Annotated in this window: 22 protein-coding genes; 21 read left to right on the forward strand and 1 reads right to left on the reverse strand. The window is 75.7% G+C overall.

Annotated elements, in window-relative coordinates; all coding sequences use genetic code 11:
* Nucleotides 1–7: 7 nt before the first annotated feature.
* From thrC to ASD19_RS12050, 10 genes are all read left to right on the forward strand, one after another.
* Nucleotides 8–1,414 carry a threonine synthase gene (thrC, locus tag ASD19_RS12005; RefSeq protein WP_055993069.1) on the forward strand — a complete coding sequence of 469 codons (1,407 nt, stop codon included), beginning with the start codon at nucleotides 8–10 and terminating at the stop codon, nucleotides 1,412–1,414.
* Between the two features lie 208 nt (nucleotides 1,415–1,622).
* A complete protein-coding gene (rho, locus tag ASD19_RS12010) occupies nucleotides 1,623–3,671 on the forward strand; it encodes a transcription termination factor Rho (RefSeq protein ID WP_055993071.1) in 2,049 nt (682 codons plus the stop codon).
* 4 nt (nucleotides 3,672–3,675) lie between these two features.
* Nucleotides 3,676–4,755 (forward strand): peptide chain release factor 1, encoded by a 1,080-nt coding sequence (gene prfA / locus ASD19_RS12015; protein WP_055993073.1) that lies wholly within the window; start codon nucleotides 3,676–3,678, stop codon nucleotides 4,753–4,755.
* A gap of 84 nt (nucleotides 4,756–4,839) precedes the next feature.
* Nucleotides 4,840–5,511, forward strand: coding sequence for a hypothetical protein (locus tag ASD19_RS12020; protein WP_055993075.1), 672 nt, complete (start codon nucleotides 4,840–4,842; stop codon nucleotides 5,509–5,511).
* Nucleotides 5,478–7,292, forward strand: coding sequence for a DUF4012 domain-containing protein (locus ASD19_RS12025; protein ID WP_055993077.1), 1,815 nt, complete (start codon nucleotides 5,478–5,480; stop codon nucleotides 7,290–7,292). The genes ASD19_RS12020 and ASD19_RS12025 overlap by 34 nt, the downstream gene beginning before the upstream one ends.
* Nucleotides 7,289–8,188, forward strand: a complete 900-nt coding sequence (locus ASD19_RS12030; RefSeq protein WP_055993078.1) for a glycosyltransferase — start codon at nucleotides 7,289–7,291, stop codon at nucleotides 8,186–8,188. The genes ASD19_RS12025 and ASD19_RS12030 overlap by 4 nt, the downstream gene beginning before the upstream one ends.
* Before the next feature lie 63 nt (nucleotides 8,189–8,251).
* The gene (locus ASD19_RS12035; protein WP_230667681.1) at nucleotides 8,252–8,938 is read left to right on the forward strand and encodes an RNA polymerase sigma factor; all 687 of its coding nucleotides are present in this window, start codon (nucleotides 8,252–8,254) and stop codon (nucleotides 8,936–8,938) included.
* On the forward strand, nucleotides 8,935–9,420 hold the full coding sequence (locus ASD19_RS12040) for a hypothetical protein (RefSeq protein WP_230667683.1): 486 nt from the start codon (nucleotides 8,935–8,937) through the stop codon (nucleotides 9,418–9,420). Before ASD19_RS12035 ends, ASD19_RS12040 begins: the two co-directional genes overlap by 4 nt.
* A gap of 77 nt (nucleotides 9,421–9,497) precedes the next feature.
* Nucleotides 9,498–11,075, forward strand: coding sequence for a S8/S53 family peptidase (locus ASD19_RS12045; protein WP_082543173.1), 1,578 nt, complete (start codon nucleotides 9,498–9,500; stop codon nucleotides 11,073–11,075).
* 185 nt (nucleotides 11,076–11,260) lie between these two features.
* Nucleotides 11,261–13,753 (forward strand): CHAT domain-containing protein, encoded by a 2,493-nt coding sequence (locus ASD19_RS12050; protein ID WP_055993080.1) that lies wholly within the window; start codon nucleotides 11,261–11,263, stop codon nucleotides 13,751–13,753.
* Here the strand turns inward: ASD19_RS12050 and ASD19_RS12055 are convergent.
* Complete coding sequence (locus ASD19_RS12055; protein WP_055993082.1) at nucleotides 13,750–14,346, reverse strand: acyltransferase; 597 nt, start codon at nucleotides 14,344–14,346, stop codon at nucleotides 13,750–13,752. The two genes, ASD19_RS12050 and ASD19_RS12055, sit on opposite strands and share 4 nt — an antisense overlap.
* 136 nt (nucleotides 14,347–14,482) lie before the next feature.
* Here ASD19_RS12055 and ASD19_RS12060 point away from each other — a divergent pair, with 136 nt between their 5' ends.
* From ASD19_RS12060 to ASD19_RS12110, 11 genes are read left to right on the forward strand one after another with little or no spacing between them, the layout of a single operon-like run.
* Nucleotides 14,483–15,544 carry a Gfo/Idh/MocA family protein gene (locus ASD19_RS12060; RefSeq protein ID WP_055993409.1) on the forward strand — a complete coding sequence of 354 codons (1,062 nt, stop codon included), beginning with the start codon at nucleotides 14,483–14,485 and terminating at the stop codon, nucleotides 15,542–15,544.
* Nucleotides 15,541–16,608 (forward strand): dTDP-glucose 4,6-dehydratase, encoded by a 1,068-nt coding sequence (locus ASD19_RS12065; protein WP_055993084.1) that lies wholly within the window; start codon nucleotides 15,541–15,543, stop codon nucleotides 16,606–16,608. The genes ASD19_RS12060 and ASD19_RS12065 overlap by 4 nt, the downstream gene beginning before the upstream one ends.
* Nucleotides 16,605–17,762, forward strand: a complete 1,158-nt coding sequence (locus ASD19_RS12070) for a DegT/DnrJ/EryC1/StrS family aminotransferase (protein WP_055993086.1) — start codon at nucleotides 16,605–16,607, stop codon at nucleotides 17,760–17,762. The genes ASD19_RS12065 and ASD19_RS12070 overlap by 4 nt, the downstream gene beginning before the upstream one ends.
* On the forward strand, nucleotides 17,759–18,526 hold the full coding sequence (locus ASD19_RS12075; protein ID WP_082543174.1) for an acetyltransferase: 768 nt from the start codon (nucleotides 17,759–17,761) through the stop codon (nucleotides 18,524–18,526). The genes ASD19_RS12070 and ASD19_RS12075 overlap by 4 nt, the downstream gene beginning before the upstream one ends.
* Nucleotides 18,523–19,722, forward strand: coding sequence for a DegT/DnrJ/EryC1/StrS family aminotransferase (locus ASD19_RS12080; protein ID WP_082543175.1), 1,200 nt, complete (start codon nucleotides 18,523–18,525; stop codon nucleotides 19,720–19,722). The genes ASD19_RS12075 and ASD19_RS12080 overlap by 4 nt, the downstream gene beginning before the upstream one ends.
* A 9-nt stretch (nucleotides 19,723–19,731) precedes the next feature.
* Nucleotides 19,732–21,009, forward strand: coding sequence for a glycosyltransferase family 4 protein (locus ASD19_RS12085; RefSeq protein ID WP_055993088.1), 1,278 nt, complete (start codon nucleotides 19,732–19,734; stop codon nucleotides 21,007–21,009).
* On the forward strand, nucleotides 21,002–22,435 hold the full coding sequence (locus tag ASD19_RS12090; protein ID WP_055993090.1) for an oligosaccharide flippase family protein: 1,434 nt from the start codon (nucleotides 21,002–21,004) through the stop codon (nucleotides 22,433–22,435). The genes ASD19_RS12085 and ASD19_RS12090 overlap by 8 nt, the downstream gene beginning before the upstream one ends.
* Entirely contained in the window at nucleotides 22,432–23,595 is a 1,164-nt protein-coding gene (locus tag ASD19_RS12095) for a glycosyltransferase family 2 protein (RefSeq protein ID WP_055993092.1), read from the forward strand. The genes ASD19_RS12090 and ASD19_RS12095 overlap by 4 nt, the downstream gene beginning before the upstream one ends.
* The gene (locus tag ASD19_RS12100) at nucleotides 23,592–24,836 is read left to right on the forward strand and encodes a rhamnosyltransferase WsaF family glycosyltransferase (RefSeq protein ID WP_055993093.1); all 1,245 of its coding nucleotides are present in this window, start codon (nucleotides 23,592–23,594) and stop codon (nucleotides 24,834–24,836) included. Before ASD19_RS12095 ends, ASD19_RS12100 begins: the two co-directional genes overlap by 4 nt.
* Nucleotides 24,833–25,531 (forward strand): hypothetical protein, encoded by a 699-nt coding sequence (locus tag ASD19_RS12105; RefSeq protein ID WP_055993095.1) that lies wholly within the window; start codon nucleotides 24,833–24,835, stop codon nucleotides 25,529–25,531. The genes ASD19_RS12100 and ASD19_RS12105 overlap by 4 nt, the downstream gene beginning before the upstream one ends.
* A complete protein-coding gene (locus tag ASD19_RS12110) occupies nucleotides 25,528–26,400 on the forward strand; it encodes a hypothetical protein (RefSeq protein WP_055993097.1) in 873 nt (290 codons plus the stop codon). The genes ASD19_RS12105 and ASD19_RS12110 overlap by 4 nt, the downstream gene beginning before the upstream one ends.
* Nucleotides 26,401–26,419: the final 19 nt, after the last annotated feature.

Raw genomic sequence — 26,419 nt, forward strand, 5'->3', positions numbered from 1 at the left:
GAGTGCCGTGCAGTACATCTCCACCCGCGGCGGCGGCGAGCCGCTGTCCTTCGGCGAGGTGCTCCTCGAGGGCCTCGCGCGCGACGGCGGGCTCGCGGTCCCCGCGCAGATGCCGCGCGTCGACGGCGAGACGCTGGACCGCTGGCGCGCGCTCACCTACCCGCAGCTCGCGACCGAGGTGCTGGCGCTCTTCGCGACCGACATCCCGCGCGACGACCTCGCGCGGATGACCGCCGCGGCGTACGCGTCGTTCCCGGCGGAGGTCGTGCCGCTGCGCCCGATCGGCGACGGGCTCACGCTCGTCGGCCTCTCGGAGGGGCCCACGCTCGCGTTCAAGGACATGGCCATGCAGTTCCTGGGCCAGGTCCTCGAGTACGCGCTCGAGCGCAACGGCTCGGTGCTCAACGTGCTGGGCGCCACGTCGGGCGACACGGGCTCGGCCGCCGAGCACGCGCTGCGCGGCAAGGAGCGCATCGCGGTCTTCATGCTGTCGCCGCAGGGCCGGATGAGCGCGTTCCAGCGGGCGCAGATGTTCTCGCTGGACGACGCGAACATCCACAACATCGCGATCGACGGCGTGTTCGACGACTGCCAGAACCTGGTCAAGCAGCTCGCGGGGGACATCGAGTTCAAGCGCGCGCAGAACCTCGGCGCGGTCAACTCGATCAACCTCGCGCGCATCACGGCGCAGGTCGTCTACTACTTCTGGGCGTGGCTGCGCGCGACCGACGCCGGGGGCCCCGCCGAGGTGTCGTTCACGGTGCCGTCCGGCAACTTCGGCAACATCCTGTCGGGCCTGTACGCGAAGCTGATGGGCCTGCCGATCCGCCGCCTCGTGCTCGCGACCAACGAGAACAACGTGCTCGACGAGTTCTTCCGCACGGGCGTGTACCGCCCCCGGAGCGCGGCCGAGACCCTGGCCACGTCGAGCCCGTCGATGGACATCTCGAAGGCCTCGAACCTCGAGCGCTTCATCTTCGAGCTGTTCGGCCGCGACGCCCAGCTCGTGGTGCAGGCGTGGAACGAGCTCGACGAGCAGGGCTTCTTCGACGCCTCGGCCGACCAGCCGCGCTTCGCCGACGAGTTCGGTCTCGTGAGCGGCACCTCGACGCATGCGGACCGGATCGACACGATCCGCTCGGTGCACGCGAGCGCGGGCGAGATCATCGACCCGCACACGGCCGACGGCGTGAAGGTCGCGCGCGAGCACGTCGAGCCCGGCGTGCCGATGCTCGTGCTCGAGACCGCGAAGCCGCAGAAGTTCGCCGAGACGATCCGCGAGGCGCTCGGCGTCGAGCTCGAGTACTCGGACGAGCTGCGCGCCATGCTGGACGCCCCTCAGCACGTGACCGAGATGGCCGACGACGCGCAGGCCCTGCGCGCGTTCATCGAGGCCGCCGCCCTGAAGGGGTGATACAGTGAACGACATCACGGCGGGTGCCGCTCGGCACACTTCTTGACCGTCGTTTCGCAATCTGCGAAGCCCCGCACAGGTCCCCGAACAGCTCCCTGAGTCCGCTCACCGAGCGCCTGGGCGACCGGCGCGTGTCGTGGCGCGTGCCGCGATTCATCCCGTACGTGCGATCGGGCATCATCCCCACGTTCCATACAGAGGAGTACTCGTGGAGTCCATCTCCGAGACCCAGACGGATGCCGCCGCCGTGAGCGACGAGCAGACAGCCGAGACCACCTCGCCCGCGGGCGAGACCACGCAGGACGCCGGTCAGGACGCGTCGCAGGACGCCGTCCAGGACGCCGCAGTCGCGGCGCCGGCCGAGGACGACGCGGAGGAGGAGCCGACGGAGGCTCCCGCCGAGGACGCCCCCGCCGAGGAGCCCGCGGCCGAGGAGCCGGCCGCCGAGGAGCCGATCGTGCCCGTGAAGGCCGCGCCGCGCAAGCGCGCGCCCCGCCGCGCCAAGTCGACCGACGTCGCGCCCGCCGAGGCCGAGACGGCCGAGGCGCCCGCCGCCGACGCGACCGAGGCCCCGGCCGAGGACGCGCCCGCCGAGAAGCCCAAGCGCGCGCCCCGCAAGCGCACCCCCAAGGCCGCGCCGGCCGAGCCCGCCGCCGAGAGCGCGCCGGCCGAGCCGGCCGAGGCGTCCGCCCCGCAGGCCGAGACCGCGGCTCCCGCCGAGGGCGCCGAGCAGGCGCCCGAGGGCGGCGACCAGGCCGCCGCGCAGGACGCGGGTCAGCACGCCGGCGGCCAGGAGAACGCGGGCCAGGAGAACGCGGGCCAGGAGGGCACGGGCCTGGAGGGCACCGGCCGCCGCAGCCGCAGCCGGAGCCGCAGCCGCAACCGCAACAAGGGCGACCGCACCGAGGGCGCCCAGGACGGCCAGAACGGCCAGAGCCAGGGCGGCCAGAACGCGCGCGGCCCGCAGGCGCAGGCGCAGGACGCCGACGACGACGCCCAGGGCGGTCGCGGCGGACGCAGCGCGCGCAGCAAGCGCCGCGGCGGCGGCCAGCCGGCCGACGAGTTCGAGACCGAGATCACCGAGGACGACGTCCTGATCCCGATCGCGGGCATCCTGGACGTGCTCGACAACTACGCGTTCGTGCGCACCACGGGCTACCTCCCCGGCCAGCAGGACGTCTACGTCTCGCTCGGCCAGGTCAAGAAGTACAACCTGCGCAAGGGCGACGCGGTCGTCGGCGCCATCAAGCAGCCCCGCGAGGGCGAGCAGCAGGGCCGCCAGAAGTACAACGCGCTCGTCAAGGTCGACTCGGTCAACGGCCTGTCGGTCGAGGACGCCGCGAACCGCGTCGAGTTCTCGAAGCTCACGCCGCTGTACCCCCAGGAGCGCCTGCGCCTGGAGACCGCGCACGAGAAGCTGACGCAGCGGATCATCGACCTGGTCGCCCCGATCGGCAAGGGCCAGCGCGGCCTGATCGTCGCGCCCCCGAAGGCCGGCAAGACCATCGTGCTGCAGCAGATCGCCAACGCGATCGCGCAGAACAACCCGGAGGCCCACCTCATGGTCGTGCTCGTGGACGAGCGCCCCGAGGAGGTCACGGACATGCAGCGCACGGTCAAGGGCGAGGTCATCGCCTCGACCTTCGACCGCCCGGCCGAGGACCACACCACGGTCGCCGAGCTCGCGATCGAGCGTGCCAAGCGCCTGGTCGAGCTCGGCCGCGACGTGGTCGTGCTGCTCGACTCGATCACGCGCCTGGGCCGCGCCTACAACGTGTCGGCCCCGACCTCGGGCCGCGTGCTCTCGGGCGGCGTGGACGCGTCGGCGCTGTACCCGCCCAAGCGCTTCTTCGGCGCCGCGCGCAACATCGAGAACGGCGGCTCGCTGACCATCCTCGCGACCGCGCTGGTCGAGACCGGATCCAAGATGGACGAGGTCATCTTCGAGGAGTTCAAGGGCACCGGCAACATGGAGCTGCGCCTGTCGCGCCAGCTCGCCGACAAGCGCATCTTCCCGGCGGTCGACATCAACGCGTCGTCCACGCGCCGCGAGGAGATGCTGCTGAGCCCCGACGAGGTCAAGATCACCTGGAAGCTGCGCCGCGCCCTCGCGGGTCTGTCGCCGGAGCAGGCGCTCGCGACCATCCTCGACAAGCTCAAGGAGACGCAGTCGAACGTGGAGTTCCTCGTGCAGATGCAGAAGAACATCCCGGCGGCCGGCGGACGCTCCTCGGGCCACGAGAACGACATCCGCTGACCGGATGTTCGAGTCCGTCGATGCGCTGATCGACGAGCACCGGCGGGTGCAGGAGGAGCTCTCCGACCCCGCCGTGCACGCCGACGCCGCGCGCGCCAAGCGGGTCAACCGGCGCTACGCCGAGCTGAGCCGCATCGTCGCCGCGCACGAGGCGTGGACCGCCGCGGGGGACGACCTCGCGGCGGCCCGCGAGCTCGCGCGCGAGGACGAGGCGTTCGCCGCCGAGGTCCCCGCGCTCGAGGAGAGGCTGGCCCAGGCGCAGGAGCGCCTGCGCCGCCTGCTGATCCCCCGCGACCCGGATGACGCGCGCGACGTGATCATGGAGATCAAGGCCGGCGAGGGCGGCGCGGAGTCGGCGCTGTTCGCCGCCGACCTGCTGCGCATGTACATGCAGTACGCCGCGTCGAAGGGCTGGAAGACCGAGCTGCTCGACCGCAACGAGTCCGACCTGGGCGGCTACAAGGACGTCCAGATCGCGATCAAGGGCTCCTCGTCCGACCCCGCGCAGGGCGTGTGGGCGCACCTGAAGTACGAGGGCGGCGTGCACCGCGTGCAGCGCGTTCCCGCGACCGAGTCGCAGGGGCGCATCCACACGTCGACGACCGGCGTGCTGGTGTTCCCCGAGGTGGACGAGCCCGAGGAGATCCACATCGACCCCAACGACCTGAAGATCGACGTCTTCCGGTCGTCGGGCCCGGGCGGGCAGTCGGTCAACACGACCGACTCGGCCGTGCGGATCACGCACGTGCCCACGGGGATCGTGGTGTCGATGCAGAACGAGAAGTCGCAGCTGCAGAACCGCGAGGCCGCGCTGCGCGTGCTCCGGGCGCGCCTGCTCGCACGGCAGCAGGAGGAGCTGGACGCCGCCGCGGCGGATGCGCGCAAGTCGCAGATCCGCGGCATGGACCGCTCGGAGCGCATCCGCACGTACAACTTCCCCGAGAACCGCATCGCGGACCACCGGACCGGCTACAAGGCGTACAACCTCGACCAGGTGATGGACGGCGCGCTCGAGCCCGTCGTCCAGTCGTGCATCGAGGCGGACGAGGCCGAGCGCCTCGCCGCGCTCGGCGACGGGGCCTGATCCCGAGGTATCAGCGCGCCCCCATCGGGCTCGTACCGGGTGACGCCCGCCGCCGGCGGGCGCTGACCGGACGGGGACCCCATCGTGCTGCACGCCATGGCCGGAGGAGCGGCGATCGCCCTGCTGCTCGCGCCCGGGGCGAGCGCGGGCGTCGACGACGACCTGTACGCGCCCTACCAGCCCCCTCCGCGCACCGAGCCCTCGCTCAACGCGAGCGCGTTCGCCGAGTGCGTGGACGATGCGCCCTGGATCACCTACGACGTCACGCTGATCGACCCCGACGGGCTGAGCACCTCGCGTGACGCGTCGCTCGTGTTCGCGAAGGGCGGCGAGCTCTTCGAGCTGCCGCTCGGCACGCTGGGGCCGGATGACCGGCTCGCCGGGCGCGTGCTGTGGCCGGCCGCCGCGGTCGGACCCGACGGCGCGGGATCGGCCTGGCCCGGATGGCTGCTCGAGGACGGCGTGTGGCGCGACGTCGGCGAGGCCAACCTCGGCTGGACGCGATCGGGTGCCGTGATCACGCTCGAGGTGAACCCCGCGGCGGTCGTGGCCGCCTCGTATCCGCCGTCGACGCCCGGGTGCGTGCTGGGGCCGCGCCCCGAGGCCACCCCGCCGGCGCCCGCGCCGGCCGCAGCGCCGGGCGGTGGGCTCGCCGCCACCGGCGCCGAGTTCGCCACCCCGCTGGGGGTCGGCGCCGCCATGCTCGTCGGAGGCGTACTCGCGTGGATGCGCGCAAGCCGTCGGCCGCGGCGCTGACCGACGCGGCCGCGCGCCGGCGGCGTCGCCGTCGCGCGGTCGTCCGCGTCGCGACGTGGGGCGGCGCGCTGCTCGCCGCGGCGATCATGCTGCTGGGCGTCCGCGCGCTCCTCGCGTACGGCGAGGCGAGCGCGCTGCTGCGCACGGCCGAGCGGCTCGAGGCCGCGGTGGCCGCCGAGCCCCTCGACCACGCCGCGGTGGCGGCCGAGGCCGACGAGCTCGCGGCCCACGCCGCCGCGCTCGCGGCGCACACGGCCGACCCCGTGTGGCGCGCCGCGGAGCTCGCGCCGTTCGCGGGCCCCACGCTGAGCGCCGTGCGCGTCGCGGCCGACGCGCTGGACGAGGTCGCCGCACGCGGCGTGCGACCGGGCGCCGACGCGGCCGCGGGGTTCGCCGAGGCGCTGCGCCTCGACGGCGAGCGGATCGACGTGGGCGCGACCCGCGCGCTGGCCGACGTCGCCGCCGAGGCGCGCCGGGCGGTGGACGAGGCGCGCCGCGAGCTGGCCGAGGTCGACACCCCGGCGGTGCTGGAGCCCGTGCGGCGGATGCTGGCGCGGGTCGACGGCGCGCTCGAGCGCGCCCAGCCGATGCTCGCCGCGCTCGAGCCGGTCTCGGCGCTCGCGGCGTCGACGATCGGCTCCGCGGAGCCGCGCCTGATCCTCGTGATCGTGCAGAACAACGCCGAGCTGCGCGCCGGCGGCGGGATCACCGGCACGTTCCTCGCGATCGAGGCGCACGAGGGCGCCCTCGAGCTGGTGGGGAACAGCGACAGCTCGGCGTTCGCGGTCGCGGACCATCCCGTCGTGCCGCTCGGCGACGCGCCGGGCGGGCCCACGACCGGGCGCTTCGTGCAGAACCTCACCATGACGCCCGACTTCACGCTGTCGGCGCGTCTGGCCGCGGAGTGGTGGCGGCTCGAGAAGGGAGAGCGGCCCGACGCGGTCGTCTCGATCGACCCGGTCGTGCTGCAGGCGCTGCTCGAGGTGATCGGCCCGTTCGAGCTCGCGGGGGAGCGCATCGACGCGGCCGGCATCCTCGACGCGCTGCTGCGGCGCCCGTACCTGACCCTGTCGCAGGACGAGCAGACCGGGTACTTCCGCGACGTGGTCGCCGCCGCGACCGAGGCCGTGCTCGCCGCGAGGTCCCAGCTGCCGCGCTTCGCCGCCGTGCTCGGGCCGCTCGCGCAGGAGGGCAGGGTCTCGGCCTGGAGCGCGGATCCCGACGAGCAGCGGCTCATCGCCGCGACCCCCGCGGCCGGGATGCTCGCCCGTCTCGACCAGGCGGACGGGCAGGGCGCCCACGGCTTCGGGCTGCTGCTCGACAACCTCTCGGGCAGCAAGCTCGACGCTTATCTGGAGGCGTCGTTCTCGGCGCGCGCGTCCTGCCGGCCGGACGGCCGCGCCGCCGTGACCCTGGCGGCCACGATCCGCAGCGCGGTGCCCGCCGAGGTCGACTTCCCGTTCACGGCGGCGCCCGGGTTCAGCGGGTTCGCGCGCGACGAGCTCGGGCTGCGGGTCACGGCGATTGCCCCGGAGGGGGCCGCGGTCGAGGGCGTGTGGCGCGACGGCGCGGCAGTGCACTCCGACGCCGGGGCCGCGCACGGCAGGCCCGCGGTCGGCACGCGCGTCGCGGTGCCGCCGGGAGAGACCACCACGATCGAGTTCCGCGTCGTCGCGGCCGAGCCGGGCGGGGCGGTGCCGGTGCTGATCCACACGCCGCTGGCGGGCGACGCGCCGGTCGAGGTCGAGCCCGCCGAGTGCGGGGGAGAGGGGGCGCCGTGAGCGTCGACCATGTGCTGCTGACCCGGTTCAACCTCCCCTCCGTGGGGCCCGAGAGCGTCATCCGCGCGCAGGACGGCTGGCTGCGCGACCGCGTCGGGCTGTTCCTGCGGTACACCGTGCCGAGCGTGGCGGCGCAGACGGCCCGCGTGTCCTGGATCGTGTACCTCGACCCCGCGAGCCCCGCCTGGCTCGTCGACCGGCTGTCGCCGCTCGCGGACGCCGGCGCCTTCGTGCCGGTGTACCGCGAGAGCGTCACCGCGGCGCAGCTCGCGGACGACGCCCGGGCGGTCACGGGCGCGCGCGGCGACGTCCTGCTCACCACGAATCTCGACAACGACGACGGCCTCGCGATCGACTTCGCCGCGCGCCTGCAGGCGCTCGCCGTCCCGGGAGAGCGCCGCGCCCTGTACCTGGCGGACGGCCTCATCCGCCGGGGCGACCGCGTGTACCTGCGCCGCGACCGCCACAACGCCTTCGCGTCGGTCGCCGAGCCCTGGGAGGCGCCCGCGACGGCCTGGTGCGACTGGCACACGCTGCTGCACCGCCGCATGCTCGCCGTGTCGGCCGGCGGACCGCCGGCATGGCTCCAGGTCGTCCACGGGCGCAACGTGAGCAACCGCGTCCGGGGACGCCTGACCGACGCGGCCCGGCACCGCGACCGCTTCCCCGGCGTGCTCGACGACGTGCCGGCGACGCCCCGATCGGCCGTCGCCCTCGACGGCTGGGTGCGGCGACCGCTCCGCGAGTCCCGCGAGGGGATGCGCCTCGCCGCCAAGCGCGCGATACTGGCGGTCGGCGGCAAGTGGGGCCTGGACGCCGTCAAGAGCGGCCTGCAGAGGATCCGCGCCCATGATCCGGCGCCCGGCCCCGGTGGGCAGAAGTCCCCACCGGTGTGAGTGCCGGCGTCGGTATCATCCCGGTCCTTGCGGCATCCTCCATTCCGTGAACACAATGACCGGGTGGAGGACGAACCTCTGCGTGCCATGCCCGAGGGGCGGCACGCCCCGCGGCCCGAGGAGGCGGCGCCCGGCGCGCGCGCTCCCGGCCAGGGCGAGGACGAGTCGTCCGCGGCCGGAGAGCCTCCCCGCTGGCAGCAGGCCGCCGAGCTGTTCGGCCGGTGGCGCGCCGGCGAGACCCGGGCGATGGACGACCTGGTGCGGCTCATGACCCCGACGCTGTGGCACATGGCGCGCGCCTACGGGCTCAGCCCGTCGGCGGCGGAGGACGTCGTGCAGACCACGTGGCTCACGTTCGTGCGCAAGCACGACTCGGTGCTCGATCCCACGGCCGTGTCCGCGTGGCTCACGGTCACCGCGCGGCGGGAGGCGTGGCGCACGTCGCGCGTCGACTCGCGCTCGAACGCCATGGAGGACGAGCGGCTCGAGCCGCGCCTCCCGACGCACCGGTCGGCCGAGGACGAGGCCGTCGAGGCCGTCGCCTCCGAGGGCCTGTGGCACGCCGTCGAGCAGCTGGACGAGCGATGCCGCCGCCTGCTGCGGATCGTCGCGTTCGACGACCGCCCGGACTACCGCCGCATCGCCGCCGATCTGCGTATGCCGATCGGCAGCATCGGACCGACGCGGGGCCGCTGCCTGGCGAAGCTCCGCGCGCTCATCGTCGGACACGGCGAGGAAGCGGGGGCATGATGGTGCGTGTGGAGGGGATGAACGCATACGACGAGGAGCGCGACGCCGCGCTGCTGGCCTCGCTGCGAGACGTGTGGGAGGAGCGCGACGCGCCGCCGTCCGACCTGACCGAGCGGATGATCGCCTCGGTCGCGGTCGACGACGTGTCCCGCGAGTACGCGCTGCTGACGCCCGTGACGGCGCTCGAGGGCGCCGTGCGGAGCGAGCAGTCGCGCCTGACGCTGCAGTTCAGCGACGACGCGACCAGCGTGCTGCTGCACGTGTCGGCGACCGAGAGCGGCGGGCGCCGGGTGGACGGCTGGTCCGATCCGCCCGTGCTGGCCGCGCGGCTCGCGCAGGACGCGCACGAGTGGGCGGCGGACCTCGGCGACGAGGGGCGCTTCGCCTTCGCGGAGGTCCCGGCGGGGCTGTCCACGGTGAGACTGATCGTCCGGATGGACGGAGAGCTGAGGGAGTTCATCACGCCGCAGTTCGAGGTGTGAGCCGGCCTCCCTCTGCACGGCGGCGCCCCCGCGCCGACGTGAGGGTGGAGTGCGGCGCGGCCGCGGAAGGATGACCCATGGCCGAGGAGACGCCCAAGGAGTGGACCTGGCGGGATCGCGCGGCGGGATCGCTGCTGCCGGGCCGCGTCCTGGACCCGGACACCGAGCCCGCCCCCGGCGTGCAGGCGTTCCCCACGGTCTACGTGCCCGATCGGCTGCTCGTGGCGAGCTCCGGCGGCGAGCGCTCGGGGCATCTGCGGGCGCTCGAGGCCGCCGCGGAGAGCCTCGGGCTCGCGCTCGAGGCCGAGTCGCTGCGCGGCGAGCGGCTGGAGGGACTCCAGGACGAGCCGCAGCCGCTGCTGCCGGAGGTGCCCGGCGTGACGCGGCTGCTGCTGCGGGCGCGCGGCGACGGCCGCGGCGAGCCGGGACCCGCGCCGGACGCGTGGCGGCTGCTGCAGCGCGCCCGGCGGCTGGCGGATTCGAAGCTCACGGGCGTGGGCCTCGACCACCTGCTCACGATCGACCCGGTGGGTGTGAACCCGTTCACGAAGACGAACCCGTTCACCAAGACCAACCCCTTCACGAAGACCAACCCGTTCGGCGCAGGCGAGTACGCCGAGCCGGGCTGGGGCGGCCGGCAGCCGGTCGCGCACCTCGGCGCCGGTCCCGTGCGGGGCGTCCTGCCGAAGGGGCGTCGCCGCCCCGTGGTGGCGATCCTCGACACCGGCTGCGGCGAGCACGCGTGGCTGCCCGACGACATCGTGACGCGGCGGCCCGAGATCGACGGCCGTCCGATCGGCCTCACGGACGACGCGGACCCGGAGCGCTTCGGCGATCTGTACGGCCAGCTCGACGGCGAGATCGATCCGGTCGCGGGCCACGGCACGTTCATCGCGGGCGTCGTGCGCCAGGTCGCGCCGGAGGCCGACATCGTCTCGGTGCGCCTCGCGAACGCGCTGGGCGTCGTGGACGAGAGCACGCTGATCACGACCCTCGCGGACGTGGTCGAGCTGGCCCGGCGGCACGACGCCGGCGAGGAGGGCGGGCGCCCGATCGACGTGATCAGCCTGTCGCTCGGGTACTACCACGAGACGCCGGAGGACGGCCTGTTCTCGCGCACGGTGTACGACGTGCTGCGCGTCGCGCGGGTTCTCGGCTGCGCGGTGGTCTGCTCGGCGGGCAACGACGCGATCGACCGGCCCGCGTTCCCCGCGTCGCTCTGGCCCTGGCCGGGGTCGGACAACGGGATCGCGCCCGACGACCTGGCCGAGCACGTCTCGGTGGGCGCGCTGAACCCGGGAGGGACGTCGGTCGCGCTGTTCTCGAACGTCGGACCGTGGGTGCGCGCGTACGCGCCCGGCGCGGCCGTGGTCAGCGCCATCCCGGCCTTCGAGGGCGGGCGACAGGCCGCGACGCGCTCGGACGAGTACGGCCGCCGCCGCGAGACCATCGCGGCGGAGGGGTTCCGCGGCGGCTTCGCGGTGTGGAGCGGCACGTCGTTCGCCGCGCCGTACGTGGCGGGCGCGATCGCCGCCGCGCTGGCGGCGGGCGAGTTCAGGCCTGCGTCGACGACGCCGGACCGCATCGAGCGGTCGCGGCGTGCCACGCGTGGGGCGCTCGACGAGATCGGTGCGGGCGACGGCTCCCGCGTGTGAGGGCGAGCACCGGCTCATGAGCGCAGACGTGGGCGTTGGTTCGGGTGAACGGCATCGGGGGGGAATGCCCTTCTGTGTGTCGGGGGTGGGGTGGACACTGACCATGAGGGCACGAACAGTGTTCTCGCACATGGTGCACCCGCGCGACGCCGAATGGAAGGGGAAGCGCGGGGGAGGAGGAGCGGATGCGCCTGTCGGCGGATGAGCTCCACGCGCGCGGCGTGCGACTCGGCAATCAGGGCCGGATGGCGGCGGCGCGCCGCGCGCTCCACGATGCGGCCGAGCGCGCGTCGTCCCCCGAGCAGCGTGCGCGGATCACGGGCACGCTCGCGTACATCCTGACCCGCACGGGGCACCCGGACGAGGCCGAGCGCATCTGCCGCGAGGCGCTCGGCGCCGGGGGAGAGCGCCGCAGGCTCGCCCCCGACACGGCGGCGGTGCTGCAGGGCCAGCTGGGGGCCCTCGCGGTCGAGCGGGGCGACTTCGAGGAGGCGCTCGCGTGGCTCGACCAGGCGATCCACGCCGAGCGGGATCCGCTGCGCCTGGGCAACATGCTGACCAACCGCAGCGTGGCCCTCATGCGCCTCGGGCGGCTGTCGGAGGCGCGCGTCGACCTCGACGCCGCCGCGGCGCGCTTCAGCGACGCGGACCACGAGCACGACCGCGCGCTGACCGTCCACAACGCCGGCTACGTGGCGCTGCTCGAGGGCGACCTCGTCACGGCGCTCGAGAAGATGGCGGAGGCGCGGCCGATCGCGGCATCCTCTCCCGTGAACGCCGCGATCTGCGATCTCGACCGCGCCCAGGTGCTGCGCGACGCCGGGCAGGTGTTCGAGGCCGAGGACACGCTCGCCGAGGTCGCCCGCTCGTTCGGCGCGGCCCGGATGCCGCAGTCACGCGCGGAGGCCGAGTTCCACCTCGCGCGGTCCCTGCTCACGCACGACCGGAACCGGGCCGCGACCGTGGCGGCAGCGGCGGCCCGGCGCTTCCGGGCGCTGGGGAGCGCGGCGTGGGCCGCGCGCGCCGAGGGCGTGCGGCTGCGCGCGCTGCGGGAGCTGGGCGCCGCCGCAGGGCGCCGCGCCCCCACCGCGGCCCAGATCGAGCGCGCCGCGGTCGACCTGGAGCGCGCGGGCTTCCCCGACGAGGCCGCGTCCCTGCGCCTGACCGACGGGATCGCGCGGGCCCGGGCGGGCGAGCCGACCGGCCCGGCGCCGCGGCTGCGGGCGCGCGACCCGCTCCCGGTGCGGCTGCTCGTGCACGAGGCGCGCGCCGTGCGCGCTGCCGCGCGGGGGCGGCTCGGCGACGCGCGGCGGCACGCGGCCGCGGGGCTCGAGAGCCTGTCGCAGTGGCAGGCGACGTTCGGCGCGCTCGAGGTGGCCTCCTCCGTGGCGATGCACGGCAGCGGGCTCATCTTCGAGGGCATCGACGCCGCGGTCGCCTCGCGCAGGCCCGAGGTCATGTTCGAGTGGTCGGAGCGCGCCCGGCACTTCGCGCACCAGGTCATGCCGCTGCGGCCGCCGCCCGACCCCCGGCACGCCGCGGACCTCGCGCAGCTGCGGCTGCTGCGCGAGGAGATCGACGAGGCGGACTGGGCCCGGGACCGGCGCGTGGCCGAGATCCGAGAGCGGGTCCGCAACCGGCAGTGGGGCACGGCCGCCGACAGCCGGGCCGTGCCGCGCGTGGCGCTCGACGAGCTGACCGCCGCGCTCGACGACGAGACCGCGCTGGTCACCTATCTCTACAGCCGCGGGCGGCTGACGTGCCTGGTCGTGCCGCACGACCGGCCGCCCAGCGCGTTCCCGATCGCGTGGCCCGAGGTGCGCCGGCTGCTGCCGGGCCTGCGCGCCGACCTCGATGTCGCGGCCGCGGTGCGGGCCGGCCCGATGGCCGGGGTCGTCGCCGCCGCTCTCGAGGCGCGCCTGCGCAAGCTGTCGCGTCTGCTCGTGGAGCGCGCGCTGGACGCCGCGGGCGACCCCCGTCGCGTGCTGCTCACCGCGCCCGGGGTGCTCGCCGGTCTGCCGTGGACCATGCTCCCCGCGATGCGGGGCCGGGCCGCGACGCTGGCGCGCTCGGCGTCGCGATGGGTCCAGTCCCGCGGGCGCTGCGTCCCCGCGCGCTCCGCCGGCTTCGCGGTCGGCCCCGCCGTGGCGCGCGGCATGGAGGAGGCCGAGCGCGCCGCGTTCGCGTGGGAGCTCGAGCACGGCGGGCTCGGGGCCTTCGGCGCGCCGCGCGTGCTGCACGGCGACCAGGCGCGCGTCGACGCCGTCGCGGCGCTGGCCGAGGACGTCGACGTGCTGCACATGGTCGCGCACGGGAGGCACTCGACCGCGACGCCCATGCTGTCGGGCGTGAGCCTCGCCGACGGCACCCTGTTCGGATACGACATCGACCGGATCGCGCGGCCGCCCGCGACCGTCGTGCTGTCGGCCTGCGAGCTCGGCCGGTCGTCGGTCCGCTGGGGCGCCGAGGCGCTGGGGATGGCGCACGCGTGGCTGCACGCCGGATCCGCGTGCGTGGTCGCGGCGCCCGTGGTCGTCACCGACGACGTCGCGGCCGAGCTGCTGAGCTCGTTCCACGGCGGCCTGGCCACGGGCTTCGGGCCCTCGGAGGCGCTCGCCCTGGCCTCGCAGGAGACGGGCCTCGTGGCGCCGTTCCTGAGCCACGGCAGCGGCTTCTAGCCGACCGGCTCCAGCAGGCCGTCCCGCTCGAGGTAGCGCTCGCCGGTCTCGGGGCAGACCCACGCGTCGCCGTCCCGTCCGAGCGGCCGGCCGGCGCGGCCGACCCAGCCGATGCGGCGGGCCGGCACGCCCACGACCAGCGCGTACGCCGGGACGTCCTTGGTGACCACGGCGCCCGCGGCCACCAGCGCCCATTCGCCGATCACCACGGGCGCGACGCACACGGCCCGCGCGCCGATCGACGCGCCGCGCCCGACCGTCACGCCGACCGCGTGCCAGTCCTCGGCGCCCTTGAGGCGCCCGTCCGGCGTGACCGCGCGCGGGAACTCGTCGTTCGTGAGCACCACTGCCGGGCCGATGAAGACCCCGTCCCCCAGGCGCGCGGGCTCGTAGACCAGCGCGTGGTTCTGCACCTTGCAGGCGTCGCCCAGCACCACGCCGGGCCCGATGTACGCGCCGCGGCCGATGACGCAGTCCGCGCCCAGGCGCGCGCCCTCTCGGATCTGGGCCAGGTGCCAGACCCGCGTGCCGTCGCCGATCCGGGCCTCGGGCGACACGTCGGCGGAGGGATCGATCGCGGGCGGAGCCGACATCGGCATCCCTTCGTATCAGACGCGGTCCGCGGCACTCATGACAGGCGCGGGTCACACCAGGGTGGCACCGCCCGCCCGCGCCGACAAGGCGCGCTTCGGGAGTTCGGCGGACACGGGCAGGGCGAGGAGCGGATCGGTGACAGGACGACTGGGTGTGGGCGTGATCGGCGCCGGTTACTGGGGGCCGAACCTGGCCAGGAACTTCCGCGCGTCCGACGCGTGGGAGCTCGCGGCCGTGTGCGATCTCGACCGCGATCGCGCCAGGCGCGTCGCGGAGTCCGTGGGAGGCGCGCCCGTGCGCACCGACGTCGACGACGTGCTGGCGGATCCGCTGGTGGACGCGGTCGCGATCGCGACCCCCGCCCGCACGCACCACGCGCTCGCGTGCCGCGCGCTCGCCGCGGGCAAGCACGTGATCGTCGAGAAGCCGCTCGCGGCCGACCGCGCCTCGGGCATCGCGATGGTGGCCGCCGCGCGAGAGCAGGGGCTCGTGCTCATGACCGACCACACGTACTGCTACACGCCGGCCGTGCTGCGCATCCGGGAGCTGATCGCGGAGGGCGCGCTGGGCGACATCCTGTACGTCGACTCGACCCGCATCAACCTCGGGCTCGTGCAGCCCGACGTCGACGTGCTGTGGGATCTCGCGCCGCACGACCTGTCGATCCTCGACTTCGTGCTGCCGGGCGGCCTCACGGCCGCCACCGTCTCGGCGGCGGGCGCCGACCCGCTCGGCACGGGCCGCGCGTGCGTCGGATACCTCGCCATGCCGCTCGCGGGCGGCGCGATCGCGCACGTGCAGGTCAACTGGCTGAGCCCCACGAAGATCCGGCGCATGGTGATCGGCGGCACGCGCCGCACGCTCGTGTGGGACGATCTGAACCCGCAGCAGCGGCTGAGCGTGTTCGACCGGGGAGTCGACCTGCCCGCCGGCCGCGAGGGCGCGCGCCAGGCGCGGGTCTCGTACCGGCTGGGCGACACGTGGTCGCCCGCGCTGCCGGAGCAGGAGGCGCTCGGCAACGTGGTGACGGAGTTCGCGGCCGCGATCCGCGAGGGCCGCGCCCCGCGCACGGACGGCGACGCGGGCCTGCGGGTCCTGTCCGTGCTGGAGGCCGCCTCGCGCAGCCTGGCCGCGCAGGGCGCCCCGGCGGCGGTCGAGCGGGAACCGGAGCTCGTGGCGCTGGGGGGTGCGGCATGACGTCCCTGACGGGTGCGCGCGTCGTGGTCACGGGCGGCGCGGGCTTCATCGGCAGCCACCTGGTCGACGAGCTGGTGGAGCGACGGCGCGTGGCGCAGGTGACGGTCGTCGACTCGCTCGTGAACGGCAGCCGCGAGAATCTGTCGGCCCGGCTCGCGGATCCGCGGGTGCGGCTCGTCGAGGCGGACATCCGCTCGGATGCCGCCCTGCGCGCGCTGGACGGCGCCGACGTGCTGTTCCACCTGGCGTGCCTGGGCGTGCGCCACAGCCTCCACGACCCCATGACCAATCACGAGGTCAACGCCACGGCCACGCTGGCGCTGCTCGAGCGGGCGCGCGCGGCCGGCGTGCGCCGGATCGTGCACGTCAGCTCGAGCGAGGTGTTCGGCACCGCGCAGCGGGTGCCGATGGACGAGCGCCACCCCACGTGGCCCGAGACCGTCTACGGCGCGGCCAAGCTCGCGGGCGAGGCGTACGCGCGGGCGGCGTTCCGCACGCACGGCCAGCCGGTCATCGTGGTGCGGCCGTTCAACACCTACGGGCCGCGCAGCCACTTCGAGGGCGACAGCGGCGAGGTGCTGCCGCGCACGATCGTGCGCAACCTGTGCGGCCTGCCGGCCCTGATCTACGGCGACGGACGGCAGTCGCGCGACTTCATGCACGTGACCGACACGGCGCGCGGGCTCGCGACGCTCGCCGAGTGCGACGACGCGATCGGCCGCACCGTGAACTTCGGATCGGGCCGCGAGGTCACGATCGCCGCGCTCGCGGAGACCGTCGCGCGCCTCACCGGGCGGCCCGGGCTGGCGCCCGTCCACCTCGAGCCGAGGCCCGGCGACGTGCGCCGGCTGCTGGTCGACGCCCGCCTCATGCACCGGCTGACGGGGTTCAGCCCCGCGATGCCGTTCGACGCGGGTGTCGCCGACCTCGTGACCTGGTTCCGCGGCCGGCCGCGCACGCCCCAGCAGATGCTCGCGCGCATCGAGGACCGCAACTGGGAGCCCGCGGGCTCCGAGGACGCCGCGGGCGCGGACCGCGTGAGCGGCGTCGGGGTGCCGGCATGACCGCGGCCGCCGCGACGCGCATCGACGTGATGCGGCCGTGGCTCGGCGAGGAGGAGGCCGCGGCCGTGGCCGAGACCATCGCGTCCGGCTGGGTCGCGCAGGGGCCGCGCGTGGCCGAGTTCGAGCGCGAGTTCGCGGCGACCGTGCAGGCAGGGCACGCGGTCGCGACGTCGAGCTGCACCACCGCGCTGCACCTCGCCCTGCTCGTGGCGGGCATCGGCCCCGGCGACGACGTCGTGGTGCCGTCGCTGTCGTTCATCGCGACCGCCAACGCGGTCTCCTACGTGGGGGCGCGCGTGGTCTTCGCCGACGTGGACGCCGCGACCGGGAACGTCACGGCGGCGACGGTCGCCGCCGCGCTGACGCCCGTGACCCGCGCGGTGATCGCGGTCGATCAGGGAGGGATCCCCGTCGACCTCGCGCCGATCCGCGCGCTGTGCGATCCGCGCGGCATCGTCGTGATCGAGGACGCCGCGTGCGGCATCGGATCCACGTACCGCGGGCGCCCGGTCGGCGCCGGCGCCGAGCTCGCCGCCTGGTCGTTCCACCCGCGCAAGATCCTCACGACGGGCGAGGGCGGCATGCTCACCACGAGCCGCGAGGACTGGGCGGAGCGCGCGCGCCGGCTGCGCGAGCACGCCATGGGGGCCTCGGCGGCCGAGCGCCACGCCGCGCTCCTGTCGCCGCGCGAGAGCTACGACGAGATCGGCTTCAACTTCCGGATGACGGACGTGCAGGCGGCCATCGGGCTCGTGCAGCTCACGCGCCTGCCCGAGATCGTGGTCCGCAGGCGCGCGCTGGCGGCGCGCTACCGCGCGGCGCTCGCGGGCGTGCCCGGTCTCCGCGTGGCGGCCGATCCGCCGTGGGGCCAGAGCAGCTTCCAGTCTCTGTGGATCGAGGTCGCCCCGCCGTATCCGCTCGACCGGGAGGGCCTGCTCGCGGCGCTCGCCGAGCACGGCGTCTCGGCGCGGCGCGGCATCATGGCCGCGCACCGCCAGCCCGCGTACGCCGCGCGCGACACGGGGTCCGCGGCCCTCGCCGCGACCGAGCGGCTCACCGACCGCACGCTCATCCTGCCGCTGTTCCACGCGATGACCGAGACCGAGCAGGATCGCGTGATCGCGGTCGTGCGCGAGGCGGGAGGCGCCGCGTGAGCGTGCTGCTGATCGGCGCGAGCGGACTCGCGCGCGAGGTCATCGCCGCCGGGATGCCGGACGTCGTCGGCGTACTCGACGACGATCCCGGCATGCTCGGCACGCTGTGCGGAGGGGTGCCCGTGGTGGGACCGGCCGAGGACGCGGCACGGCGCGACGAGCGGCTGCTCGTCTGCATCGGGCCCGGCCGGTCCCGCCGCCAGGTCGTGCGCCGCCTCGATCGCGCGGGCGTCGCCCCGGAGCGCTACGCCGTGTTCGTCGCCCCGGGGGCCCGGGTCGGGCGCTCCAGCGTCGTCGGCGCGGGCTCGATCCTGCTCGACGGCGCGGTCGTCACGGCCGATGCGCGGCTCGGCCGGCATGTGGTGCTGATGCCCGGGTGCACCGTGACGCACGACGACGTGCTCGAGGACTTCGCGACGCTCGCCGCCGGCGTCAGCCTGGGCGGCGGCGTCCGCGTCGGGGAGGCGGCGTACCTCGGCATGAACGCCTCGGTCCGCCCGTACGCGACCGTCCACGCGGGCGCGACGGTGGGCATGGGCGCCGTGGTCCTGCGCGACGTCCCCGCCGGCGAGACGTGGGCGGGCGTGCCGGCCCGCGCCCTGCCGCTCGACACGCGGCCCATTCCGATCGCGGAGACCGGCGACGCCCGGATCGCCGTGCCCGATCCCCTTCGACCCGATGCCCTTCGACCCGATGCCCTTCGACCCGATCCCCTTCGACCCGATCCCCTTCGACCCGATCCCCTTCGAGAGGTGCCCGCATGACCCGCCCCGCCCCCGTGCTCGTGCGCGACGTGCCCGCGTGGCGCGAGCCCGTCCCGCCGGACGCCGTCCCGCACGATCCCGTCCCGTTCCTCGACCTTCCCGCGCAGTCCGGCGAGATCGCCGACGAGGTGCTGCCCGCCTGGCGCGAGCTGCTGCTCTCGGCCGCGTTCGTCGGCGGCGAGCAGGTCGCGGCGTTCGAGCGCGAGTACGCCGCGTTCGTCGGCGCCGCCCACGCGATCGGCGTCTCGAACGGCACCGACGCGCTCGAGCTCGCCTATCGCGCGGTCGGCGTGGGGCCCGGCGACGAGGTGATCGTGCCGGTCAACTCGTTCATCGCGACCGCCGCCGCGGCCAGCCGGATCGGAGCCGTGCCGGTGTTCGTCGACGTGGACGACGAGCATCTGCTGATCGACCCGGACGCCGTCGCGGCGGCGATCACGCCGCGCACGCGCGCGATCGTCCCCGTCCACCTGTTCGGTCAGACGGCGCCCGTGGAGCGGATCGCTCCGCTCGCGGAGCGTAACGGCCTCGCGGTGGTCGAGGACGCGGCCCAGGCGCAGGGCGCCGTCGGCCCCGCGGGCCGGGCCGGCGCGATCGGCCGGATCGCCGCGACCAGCTTCTATCCCGGCAAGAACCTCGGCGCCGCGGGCGACGCGGGAGCCGTCACGACCGGCGACCCCGAGCTGGCGGGGATCGTGCGGTCGCTGCAGGCGCACGGCAGCGCCGTCAGGTACGTCCACGACCGGGTGGGCGTCAACGCCCGCCTCGACGCCGTGCAGGCGGTCGTCCTGCGCGCCAAGCTGAGGCGGCTCGACGCGTGGAACACCGCGCGGCGGGCTGCCGCCGCGCGCTACGGCCGCCTGCTCGCGGACCTCGACGACGTGCGGGCGCCCTCGAGCCTGCCGGGCAACCGCGACGTGTGGCACCTCTACGTCGTGCGCCTCGCGGAGCGCGACCGGGTCGCCGAGGAGCTGACCCGCGCCGGGATCGGCGTGGGAGTGCACTACCCGACGCCGCTGCATCTGACCGGGGCGTATGCGCACCTCGGGCGCCGGCGGGGCGAGTTCCCCGTGGCGGAGGCGGCGGCGGAGCGCATCCTGTCGCTCCCGATGTCGCCGCACCTGCGCGCGGAGCAGCAGGCCGCGGTCGCCGACGCGCTGCGCCGCGCCCTCGGGCGCCGCGGCGCGCGCGGCTGAGGCGCGGTCATGGCGCCGGCTCCCGCGGACACCCGGTCCGCGCCGCGTGCGGAGCGCGAGCGCGGGCGGGGGGACGCGCACGTCCCCGCGGCCGGACCCCTGCGCATCCTGGTGTGCCCGCACGAGCTCGTGACGGGCGGCAGCCAGCTCATCGCGATCGACCTCGCGGCGCGGCTGCGCGAGCGCGGGCACGTGGTCGCGGTCTACGCGCCCCGGGGGCCGCTCGAGGAGCGGCTGCGCGAGCGGGGCCTGACCTGGCATCCGGCCCCGCGTTTCCGCGGCGACTCGCTGCACCCGGCCGCGGTCGCGCGGTTCCTGCGCGAGCTGCGGGCGTTCGAGCCCGACATCGTCCACACCTACGAGTCGGGGCCCGCGCTGGTCGCCGGCGTCGCCGCGGCGGCCCTGCCGCTGCGCCACATCGAGAGCGTGCTGTCCATGTGGGTGCCGCCGCACGTGCCCGACGGCGTGCCGCTGCTCGTGGGCACGGTCGCGATCGCGCGACAGGTCGCTCAGCGCAGCGGGCCGGTGCTTCTGATGGAGCCGCCCGTGGACACGGTCGCGGACGCACCGGGGGACCGGGTGGCCGCGCGCGAGCGGCTCGGCGTGGACGCGGGCGCGTTCGTCGTGTCGGTGGTGGGCAGGCTCTCGCGCGAGCACGGCAAGGCGCGCGGCGTGATCGAGGCGATCGGCGAGCTGGACCGCCTCGGCGACCCGGCGCCGGGGGCGCGGCCCGTGCTGCTGGTCGCGGGCGCGGGCGACGAAGAGGGCGCGGTGCGGGAGGCGGCCGGCCGCGCGCGCATCGACGTGCGCATGCTGGGCGACGTCCCGGATCCGCGCGACGTGTACGACGCCGCGGACGTGGCGTTCGGGATGGGCGCCTCCGCCCTGCGCGCGCTCGCCCACGCGCGGCCGGTCATCGTGCAGGGCGAGGGCGGGTTCTGGCGCCTGGTCGAGCCGGCGTCCGCCGCCGGCTTCCTCCAGCACGGCTTCTTCGGCGCGGGTGCCGCGGGCCAGGGCCTCGGCGCGCTGGTCGCCGCGCTCGCCGCGGACCCGGACCGCCGCCGCGATCTCGGCGGATACGGCCGGATGCTCGTGGCGGAGCGGTTCTCGGCGGCGCGCGCGGTCGACCGGCTCGAGGACCTGTACATGTCGGAGGCGGCGGTGCCGGCGGCGCGTCGGCCCCGGGAGGCCCTTCGCGCGCTCGTGCGGTACGGGCGCCTGCGCGCGGCGCTCGCCGCCCCCGCGGCGCAGCGGGCGTGGCGGAGGACGCGGGGCCGCGATGTCTGAGACGGCGACGCTGGGCGTCCGCGCGGCCCGCGGCGCCGCGTGGAGCGGCGCGAGCACGCTGCTGCTGCGGCTCGGGAGCGTGATCGTCGGCATCGTGCTGGCCCGGCTCCTCACGCCCGAGCAGTTCGGCGTCTACGCGATCGCGCTCACCGTCCAGGGCGTGCTCATGACGCTCGCCGATCTCGGACTCTCCGCCGACATCATCCGGTCGCGGGATCCTGACCGGATCGCCCCGACGGTCGCATCCCTGGGGCTCGCGGCGGGCGGAGCGCTCGCGGCCCTGACGCTGCTCACGAGCGGCGACCTCGCGGCCCTGCTCGGGGCGCCGCAGGCGGGACCGGCGATCGCGATCCTCTCCGCGACGCTGCTGATGGCGGGCGCCTCGGTGGTCCCGTACGGGCTGCTCATGCGGCGCTTCCGCCAGCGGGAGCTGTTCCTGATCGCCCTGGCGGACTTCGTGGTGTCGACCGTGCTCACGCTCGCGCTGGTCGCGGCGGGGATGGGCGTGCTGGGGCTCGCGATCGGGCGGGTCGCGGCCCAGGCCGTCGCGAGCGCGCTGCAGTTCGCGCTCGCGCGGGTGCGCCCGCGCTACGGCTTCGACCGCCGCGTCGCGGGCGCCGTGCTCGCGTTCGGGCTGCCGGTCGCGGCGGCCAACATGCTGTCGTGGGCGCTCATCAACGTCGACAACGTCGTGCTCGCCCGCACGGTCGGCGCCGTGGCCCTGGGGTTCTACGTGCTCGCCTTCAACATCGCCGGCTGGCCGATGAGCGCGCTGTCGTCCGTGGTCCGCTCGATCGCCCTGCCGTACTTCTCGCGCGGCCCGGGAGGGTTCGCCGCCGTCACCTCGCTGGTGTGGGCCGCCGCGCTGCCCGCGGGCGCGCTGCTGGCGGTGCTCGCGGGACCGCTCGTCGAGGTGCTGTACGGCGCCCGCTGGCTGCCCGCCGCGCCCGCGCTGGCGGCGCTCGGCGTGTACGGCGGGCTGCGCGTGCTGTTCGACGCGTTCGCCGGATACCTGTACGCGCGGGGGCGGCCGGGCCCCGTGATGTGGCTGCAGATCGCCTCGCTCGCCGCACTGACCGTCGCGCTGGTCATCGTCGCGCCGCTCGGCGGGATCGTCGCGGCCGCGTGGGCGCACGTGGCGGTGGCCGCGCTGCTCATCCTGCCCGGCTACCTCGTCGCGCTGCGCGCGGCGGGCGCTCGCCCGGCCGCGGTCATCCGCGCCCTCGCCCTGCCGTCCGTGGCGTCCGTGCCGTGCGTCGCGGTCGCGGCCTTCGTCGCGGCGACCGTGCCGGATCCGCTCGCCGCCCTGCTCGTCGGAGGTATCAGCGCCGGAGTGTGCCACCTCGTAGTGGTCGGGCACTGGCTGCGCGCTCGCATCCGCGAGCTGCGCGAGCCGGGCCCCGACCCGAGTGAGGACATCCGATGACCGACCTGCTCCGACGCGGCCCGCGCTCCGCCGCCGTGCGCCTGGAGCCGCTGCCGTCGGTCGTCGAGGCCACCGTGTCGGTCGTGATCCCGTGCTTCCAGTACGAGCGCTACCTGGAGCAGGCCGTGCGCAGCGCGCTCGACCAGGGTGGCGTGGACGTCGAGGTGATCGTGGTCGACGACGCGTCGACCGACGGCAGCCTCGCCCTGGCGCGCCGCCTGGAGGAGCAGGACCCGCGCGTGCGGGTGGTCGCGAACGACGTGAACAGCGGGCCCGTGGCGACCTTCAACCGCGGGCTGGAGCTGGCCGGCGGCGAGTTCCTCGTCCGCCTCGACGCCGACGACCTGCTGACGCCCGGCGCCCTGCTCCGCGCGGTCGCCGTGATGCAGCACCTTCCCGCGGTCGGGCTCGTGTACGGCCACCCCCTGCACTTCTCGCACGGCCGCGCGCCCGCGCGGACGCGGCCCACGGCCTGGACCGTGTGGTCCGGGCGCGCCTGGCTCGAGGCGCGGTGCGCGACCGGCGCCAACGTCATCACGTCGCCCGAGGCGGTCATGCGCCGCAGCGTCGTCGACCTCGTCGGCGGGCAGCGCGACCTGGCCCACACGCACGACATGGAGATGTGGCTGCGGATCGCCGCGCACTCCGACGTGGCCCACCTGGAGGGATGCGATCAGGCGTGGCACCGTGAGCACCCCCGCAGCCTGTCGCGGCGCGCCGACGACCCGAGGGTCTTCCTGCGCGAGAAGCACGCGGCCTTCGAGACGCTGTGCGACGCGCTCGCCGACTCGGGCGGCCTGCGTCGATCGGCGCGACGCGCGATCGCGCGCGAGGCCCTCGCGTACGCCCGCGGCGACCTCGACCGGGGCATCCCGTCGGCTCTGGTCGACGACCTGCGCGCGCTCGCGCTCGAGGTCGACCCCGGCATCGAGGCCTCGGCCGGGTGGCGCGCGTTCGAGGCGGCACGGCGGCGCGCGTCCTCGTGGCCGCGCAGCGCGGCCGTCGCGGCCGGCGCCGCGCCGCGCATCGCGCGGCGGCTGCGCGCCGACGCGCAGTTCCGGCGCTGGCACCGCACCGGCGTGTTCGAGCCCGTCGCGGTCGCATCCGGAGCGCTTCCGGCGGGCGACGCGACCGGCGTGCCTCGCGAGGCGCCGGCATGAGCGCGCTCGCGGCCGCGGCGCGCGTGCTGCGCCGGGAGGGCGCGCGCGCGGCCGCGCTGCGCGTCGTGCGCCGCATCGAGACGCGCCTGGATCCTGCCGGTCCGGGCCTCGGCCTGCCCGACGCCGACGTGGCCGACTCCGCCGAGCTCGACCTGGCGCTGCCCGCGCACCGACCCGAGCGCGGCACACCGCTCACGATCGGATGGGTCGTCGCCCCTCCGAGCGCCGGCTCCGGCGGGCACACGACGCTGTTCCGGATGATCGAGGCCGTCGAGGCGGCGGGGCACCGATGCGTCGTGCTGCTGGACGAGCGCCACGGCGCCGACCCGCGCGACCGCGAGCGCGTCATCCGCGACTGGTGGCCCCGCGTCCGCGCCGAGGTGCGCGACGCCCGCGCGGGCGACTGGGGCGTCGACGCGGCGGTCGCGTCGTCCTGGGAGACCGCGCACGTGCTCGCCTCCCGTGGCCGGGAGCCCATGCGGCGGCTGTACTTCGTGCAGGACTTCGAGCCCTGGTTCCACCCCCGCGGAGCGGCGTACGCGCTCGCCGAGGACACCTACCGCTTCGGATTCCGCACCATCGCGCTCGGCGAGGCCGTCGCCGAGGCGCTGCGCCGCGAGATCGGGATCGCGCCCGACGTCACGCCGTTCGGCTGCGACACCGCGGTCTACCGCCCGTTGCCGGGCGCGCGCAGAGAAGGCGTCGTCGCCTACGCGAGGCCGGGCGTCCCGCGCCGGGGCTGGGAGCTGGCGCGGCTCGCGCTCGCGCGCTTCCACGAGCTGCGCCCGGATGTGCCGATCCACGTGTACGGCGAGCGCGTGCGCGACCTGCCGTTCCCGGCGACCCTGCACGGCCGGCTCGCCCCGGCCGACCTGAACGCGCTCTACGCGCGCTGCGTCGCGGGACTGGCGATGTCCTTCACGAACATCTCGCTCGTGGCCGAGGAGATGATCGCCGCCGGCGTCGTCCCCGTGGTCGCGGACTCGCCGTCGGCGCGGGCCGACCTTCCTGGCGACGCGGCCGCGTGGGCGCGCGCCACCCCGGCGGGTCTGGCCCGCGCGCTCGCGGCCGCCGTGGAGCGGCCCGACCGCGACGCGCACGCGCTGCGCATCGCGTCCACGGCGCGCTCGGAATGGACGACCGCGCAGGCCGACGTGCTGCGCATCCTGGAGGACGAGGTCTGCGGGCCGTCGGCCGCCGAGCTCGACGGCGCCGCCCTGGCGACGGCGGGCGCGTCATGACCGCGCGGGAGCTGCTCGGCATGCTCGGGCGGCGCTGGTACGTCGTGACGGCCGTTCTCGCCGCCGCGGCGCTGCTGACGTGGCACCTGGCCTCGACGGCGGCCGCCGGCGTGTACTCCACGCGCACGGCCGTGACGTTCCTCTACGGATACGACAGCGCGCTGAGCCTGGAGGGGTCGCTGCGCGACGAGAACGTGATCGCGTTCGCGGGCGCGGTCGCGGCCGAGGTCGTGCCGGGGCAGGAGGCCATCCGGTACTCGGCGGTCGACGCGCCCTACTACGGCGCCGGCCTCCGGGAGGGCGTCCAGGTGGGACTCGTCGACTACGGCAACCAGTGGGCGCCGAGCTACGCGGTCGCGGTGATCGTGCTGCAGATCGTGGGGCCGAGCGCCGAGTGGGTCGAGGCGAAGCAGACCGAGGCGCTGCGCCGCGTCGAGTACAGCAGCTACCTCCGCCGGCAGCCCGGCACCCCCGCCGACATCCGGATCCGCGTCGATCCGCTGACCCTGCGGATCGAGCACATCCGGCCCGACCGCACGGCGCAGGTCGCCGCGCTGGGGGCCATGACGGTCGCCGGCCTGCTCACGTCGGTCGGCTCGGCCGTCGGATTCGATCGCGCGCTCGCGCACCGGACACGGCGCGGCGGCAGGACCGCGCGCACGCGCGGGATCGCGCACCACGAGGAGATGGCATGAACGTCCAGGACACGCTTCGGGGACTGCTCCGGCGGTGGTACATCGTCGCGCCCGGCCTGCTGGCCGCCGCGGCGGCCGCGGCCTTCGTCTGGACGCAGGTGCCGCCCACGTACGAGCGCACCGCGAAGCAGCTGCTGATGCCCGGCGAGGCCAGCCTGCCCGCCGTGGTCGTCGAGATCGACGGCGAGGAGGAGAAGACGACGCCCAACCCGTTCCTGTACCTGGGAGGCCTGTCGACCGCCGCCGACGTGCTGGTCAGCGCGGCGGGCGCGGCCGAGGCGGTGCAGGAGCTCACGGAGCGCCACCCCGGCACCGAGATCACGGTCGCGCGCGACTTCAGCAACTCGGCGCCCATGCTGCTCGTGACGGTCAGCGCCACCGTCGACGACGTCGCGGCCGAGGTGGTCGACGCCATGCTGGCCTCGAACGAGGAGGTGCTGGCCCGGCTGCAGGACGAGCAGAACGTGCCGGCCGCCTCGCAGGTGAGCATCTGGACCGTCGCAGTGGCGCCCGAGAGCACGCTCGGCACCCGGGAGCGGATGCTCGCGACGGTGGGCGTGGGGGCGGGCGCGGCGCTGATGTCGCTGCTGCTGGCGGCCCTGATCGACGGCCTGGCGCGACGCCCGCGCCGCGGGCACCGGGGTCGCAAGGCGGGCCGCCGGCGACGCGCCGAGCGCGACGCCGAGCCCGGCGCCATGCGGCGCCCGGCGGTCGATGACGACGCGGAGGGCGCGGAGGCCCACGACGCCGCGCCGCCCGTCGAGGCGTCGCCCGACGAGGTCGAGGTCGAGGTGGCGATCGAGCGGATGCTGGGAGAGGCCCCCGCCGCGGGCGAGCCGATCGGCGCGCGTCCGACGAGGCGATCCTGACCCGCGTCAGGACGGATCG

Source organism: Microbacterium sp. Root53 (assembly GCF_001426925.1).
In the GTDB taxonomy this organism is placed as follows: domain Bacteria; phylum Actinomycetota; class Actinomycetes; order Actinomycetales; family Microbacteriaceae; genus Microbacterium.

Bases quoted from the DNA above. Each gene is read 5' to 3' on its own strand.
- ASD19_RS12105 (WP_055993095.1), top strand. From the start codon at position 24,833: ATGACCGCGCGGGAGCTGCTCGGCATGCTCGGGCGGCGCTGGTACGTC.
- ASD19_RS12095 (WP_055993092.1), top strand. From the start codon at position 22,432: ATGACCGACCTGCTCCGACGCGGCCCGCGCTCCGCCGCCGTGCGCCTG.
- ASD19_RS12110 (WP_055993097.1), top strand. From the start codon at position 25,528: ATGAACGTCCAGGACACGCTTCGGGGACTGCTCCGGCGGTGGTACATC.
- ASD19_RS12070 (WP_055993086.1), top strand. From the start codon at position 16,605: ATGACCGCGGCCGCCGCGACGCGCATCGACGTGATGCGGCCGTGGCTC.
- ASD19_RS12040 (WP_230667683.1), top strand. From the start codon at position 8,935: ATGATGGTGCGTGTGGAGGGGATGAACGCATACGACGAGGAGCGCGAC.
- ASD19_RS12050 (WP_055993080.1), top strand. From the start codon at position 11,261: ATGCGCCTGTCGGCGGATGAGCTCCACGCGCGCGGCGTGCGACTCGGC.
- ASD19_RS12055 (WP_055993082.1), bottom strand. From the start codon at position 14,346: ATGTCGGCTCCGCCCGCGATCGATCCCTCCGCCGACGTGTCGCCCGAG.
- prfA (WP_055993073.1), top strand. From the start codon at position 3,676: ATGTTCGAGTCCGTCGATGCGCTGATCGACGAGCACCGGCGGGTGCAG.
- ASD19_RS12065 (WP_055993084.1), top strand. From the start codon at position 15,541: ATGACGTCCCTGACGGGTGCGCGCGTCGTGGTCACGGGCGGCGCGGGC.
- ASD19_RS12090 (WP_055993090.1), top strand. From the start codon at position 21,002: ATGTCTGAGACGGCGACGCTGGGCGTCCGCGCGGCCCGCGGCGCCGCG.
- ASD19_RS12080 (WP_082543175.1), top strand. From the start codon at position 18,523: ATGACCCGCCCCGCCCCCGTGCTCGTGCGCGACGTGCCCGCGTGGCGC.
- ASD19_RS12100 (WP_055993093.1), top strand. From the start codon at position 23,592: ATGAGCGCGCTCGCGGCCGCGGCGCGCGTGCTGCGCCGGGAGGGCGCG.
- ASD19_RS12085 (WP_055993088.1), top strand. From the start codon at position 19,732: ATGGCGCCGGCTCCCGCGGACACCCGGTCCGCGCCGCGTGCGGAGCGC.
- ASD19_RS12045 (WP_082543173.1), top strand. From the start codon at position 9,498: ATGGCCGAGGAGACGCCCAAGGAGTGGACCTGGCGGGATCGCGCGGCG.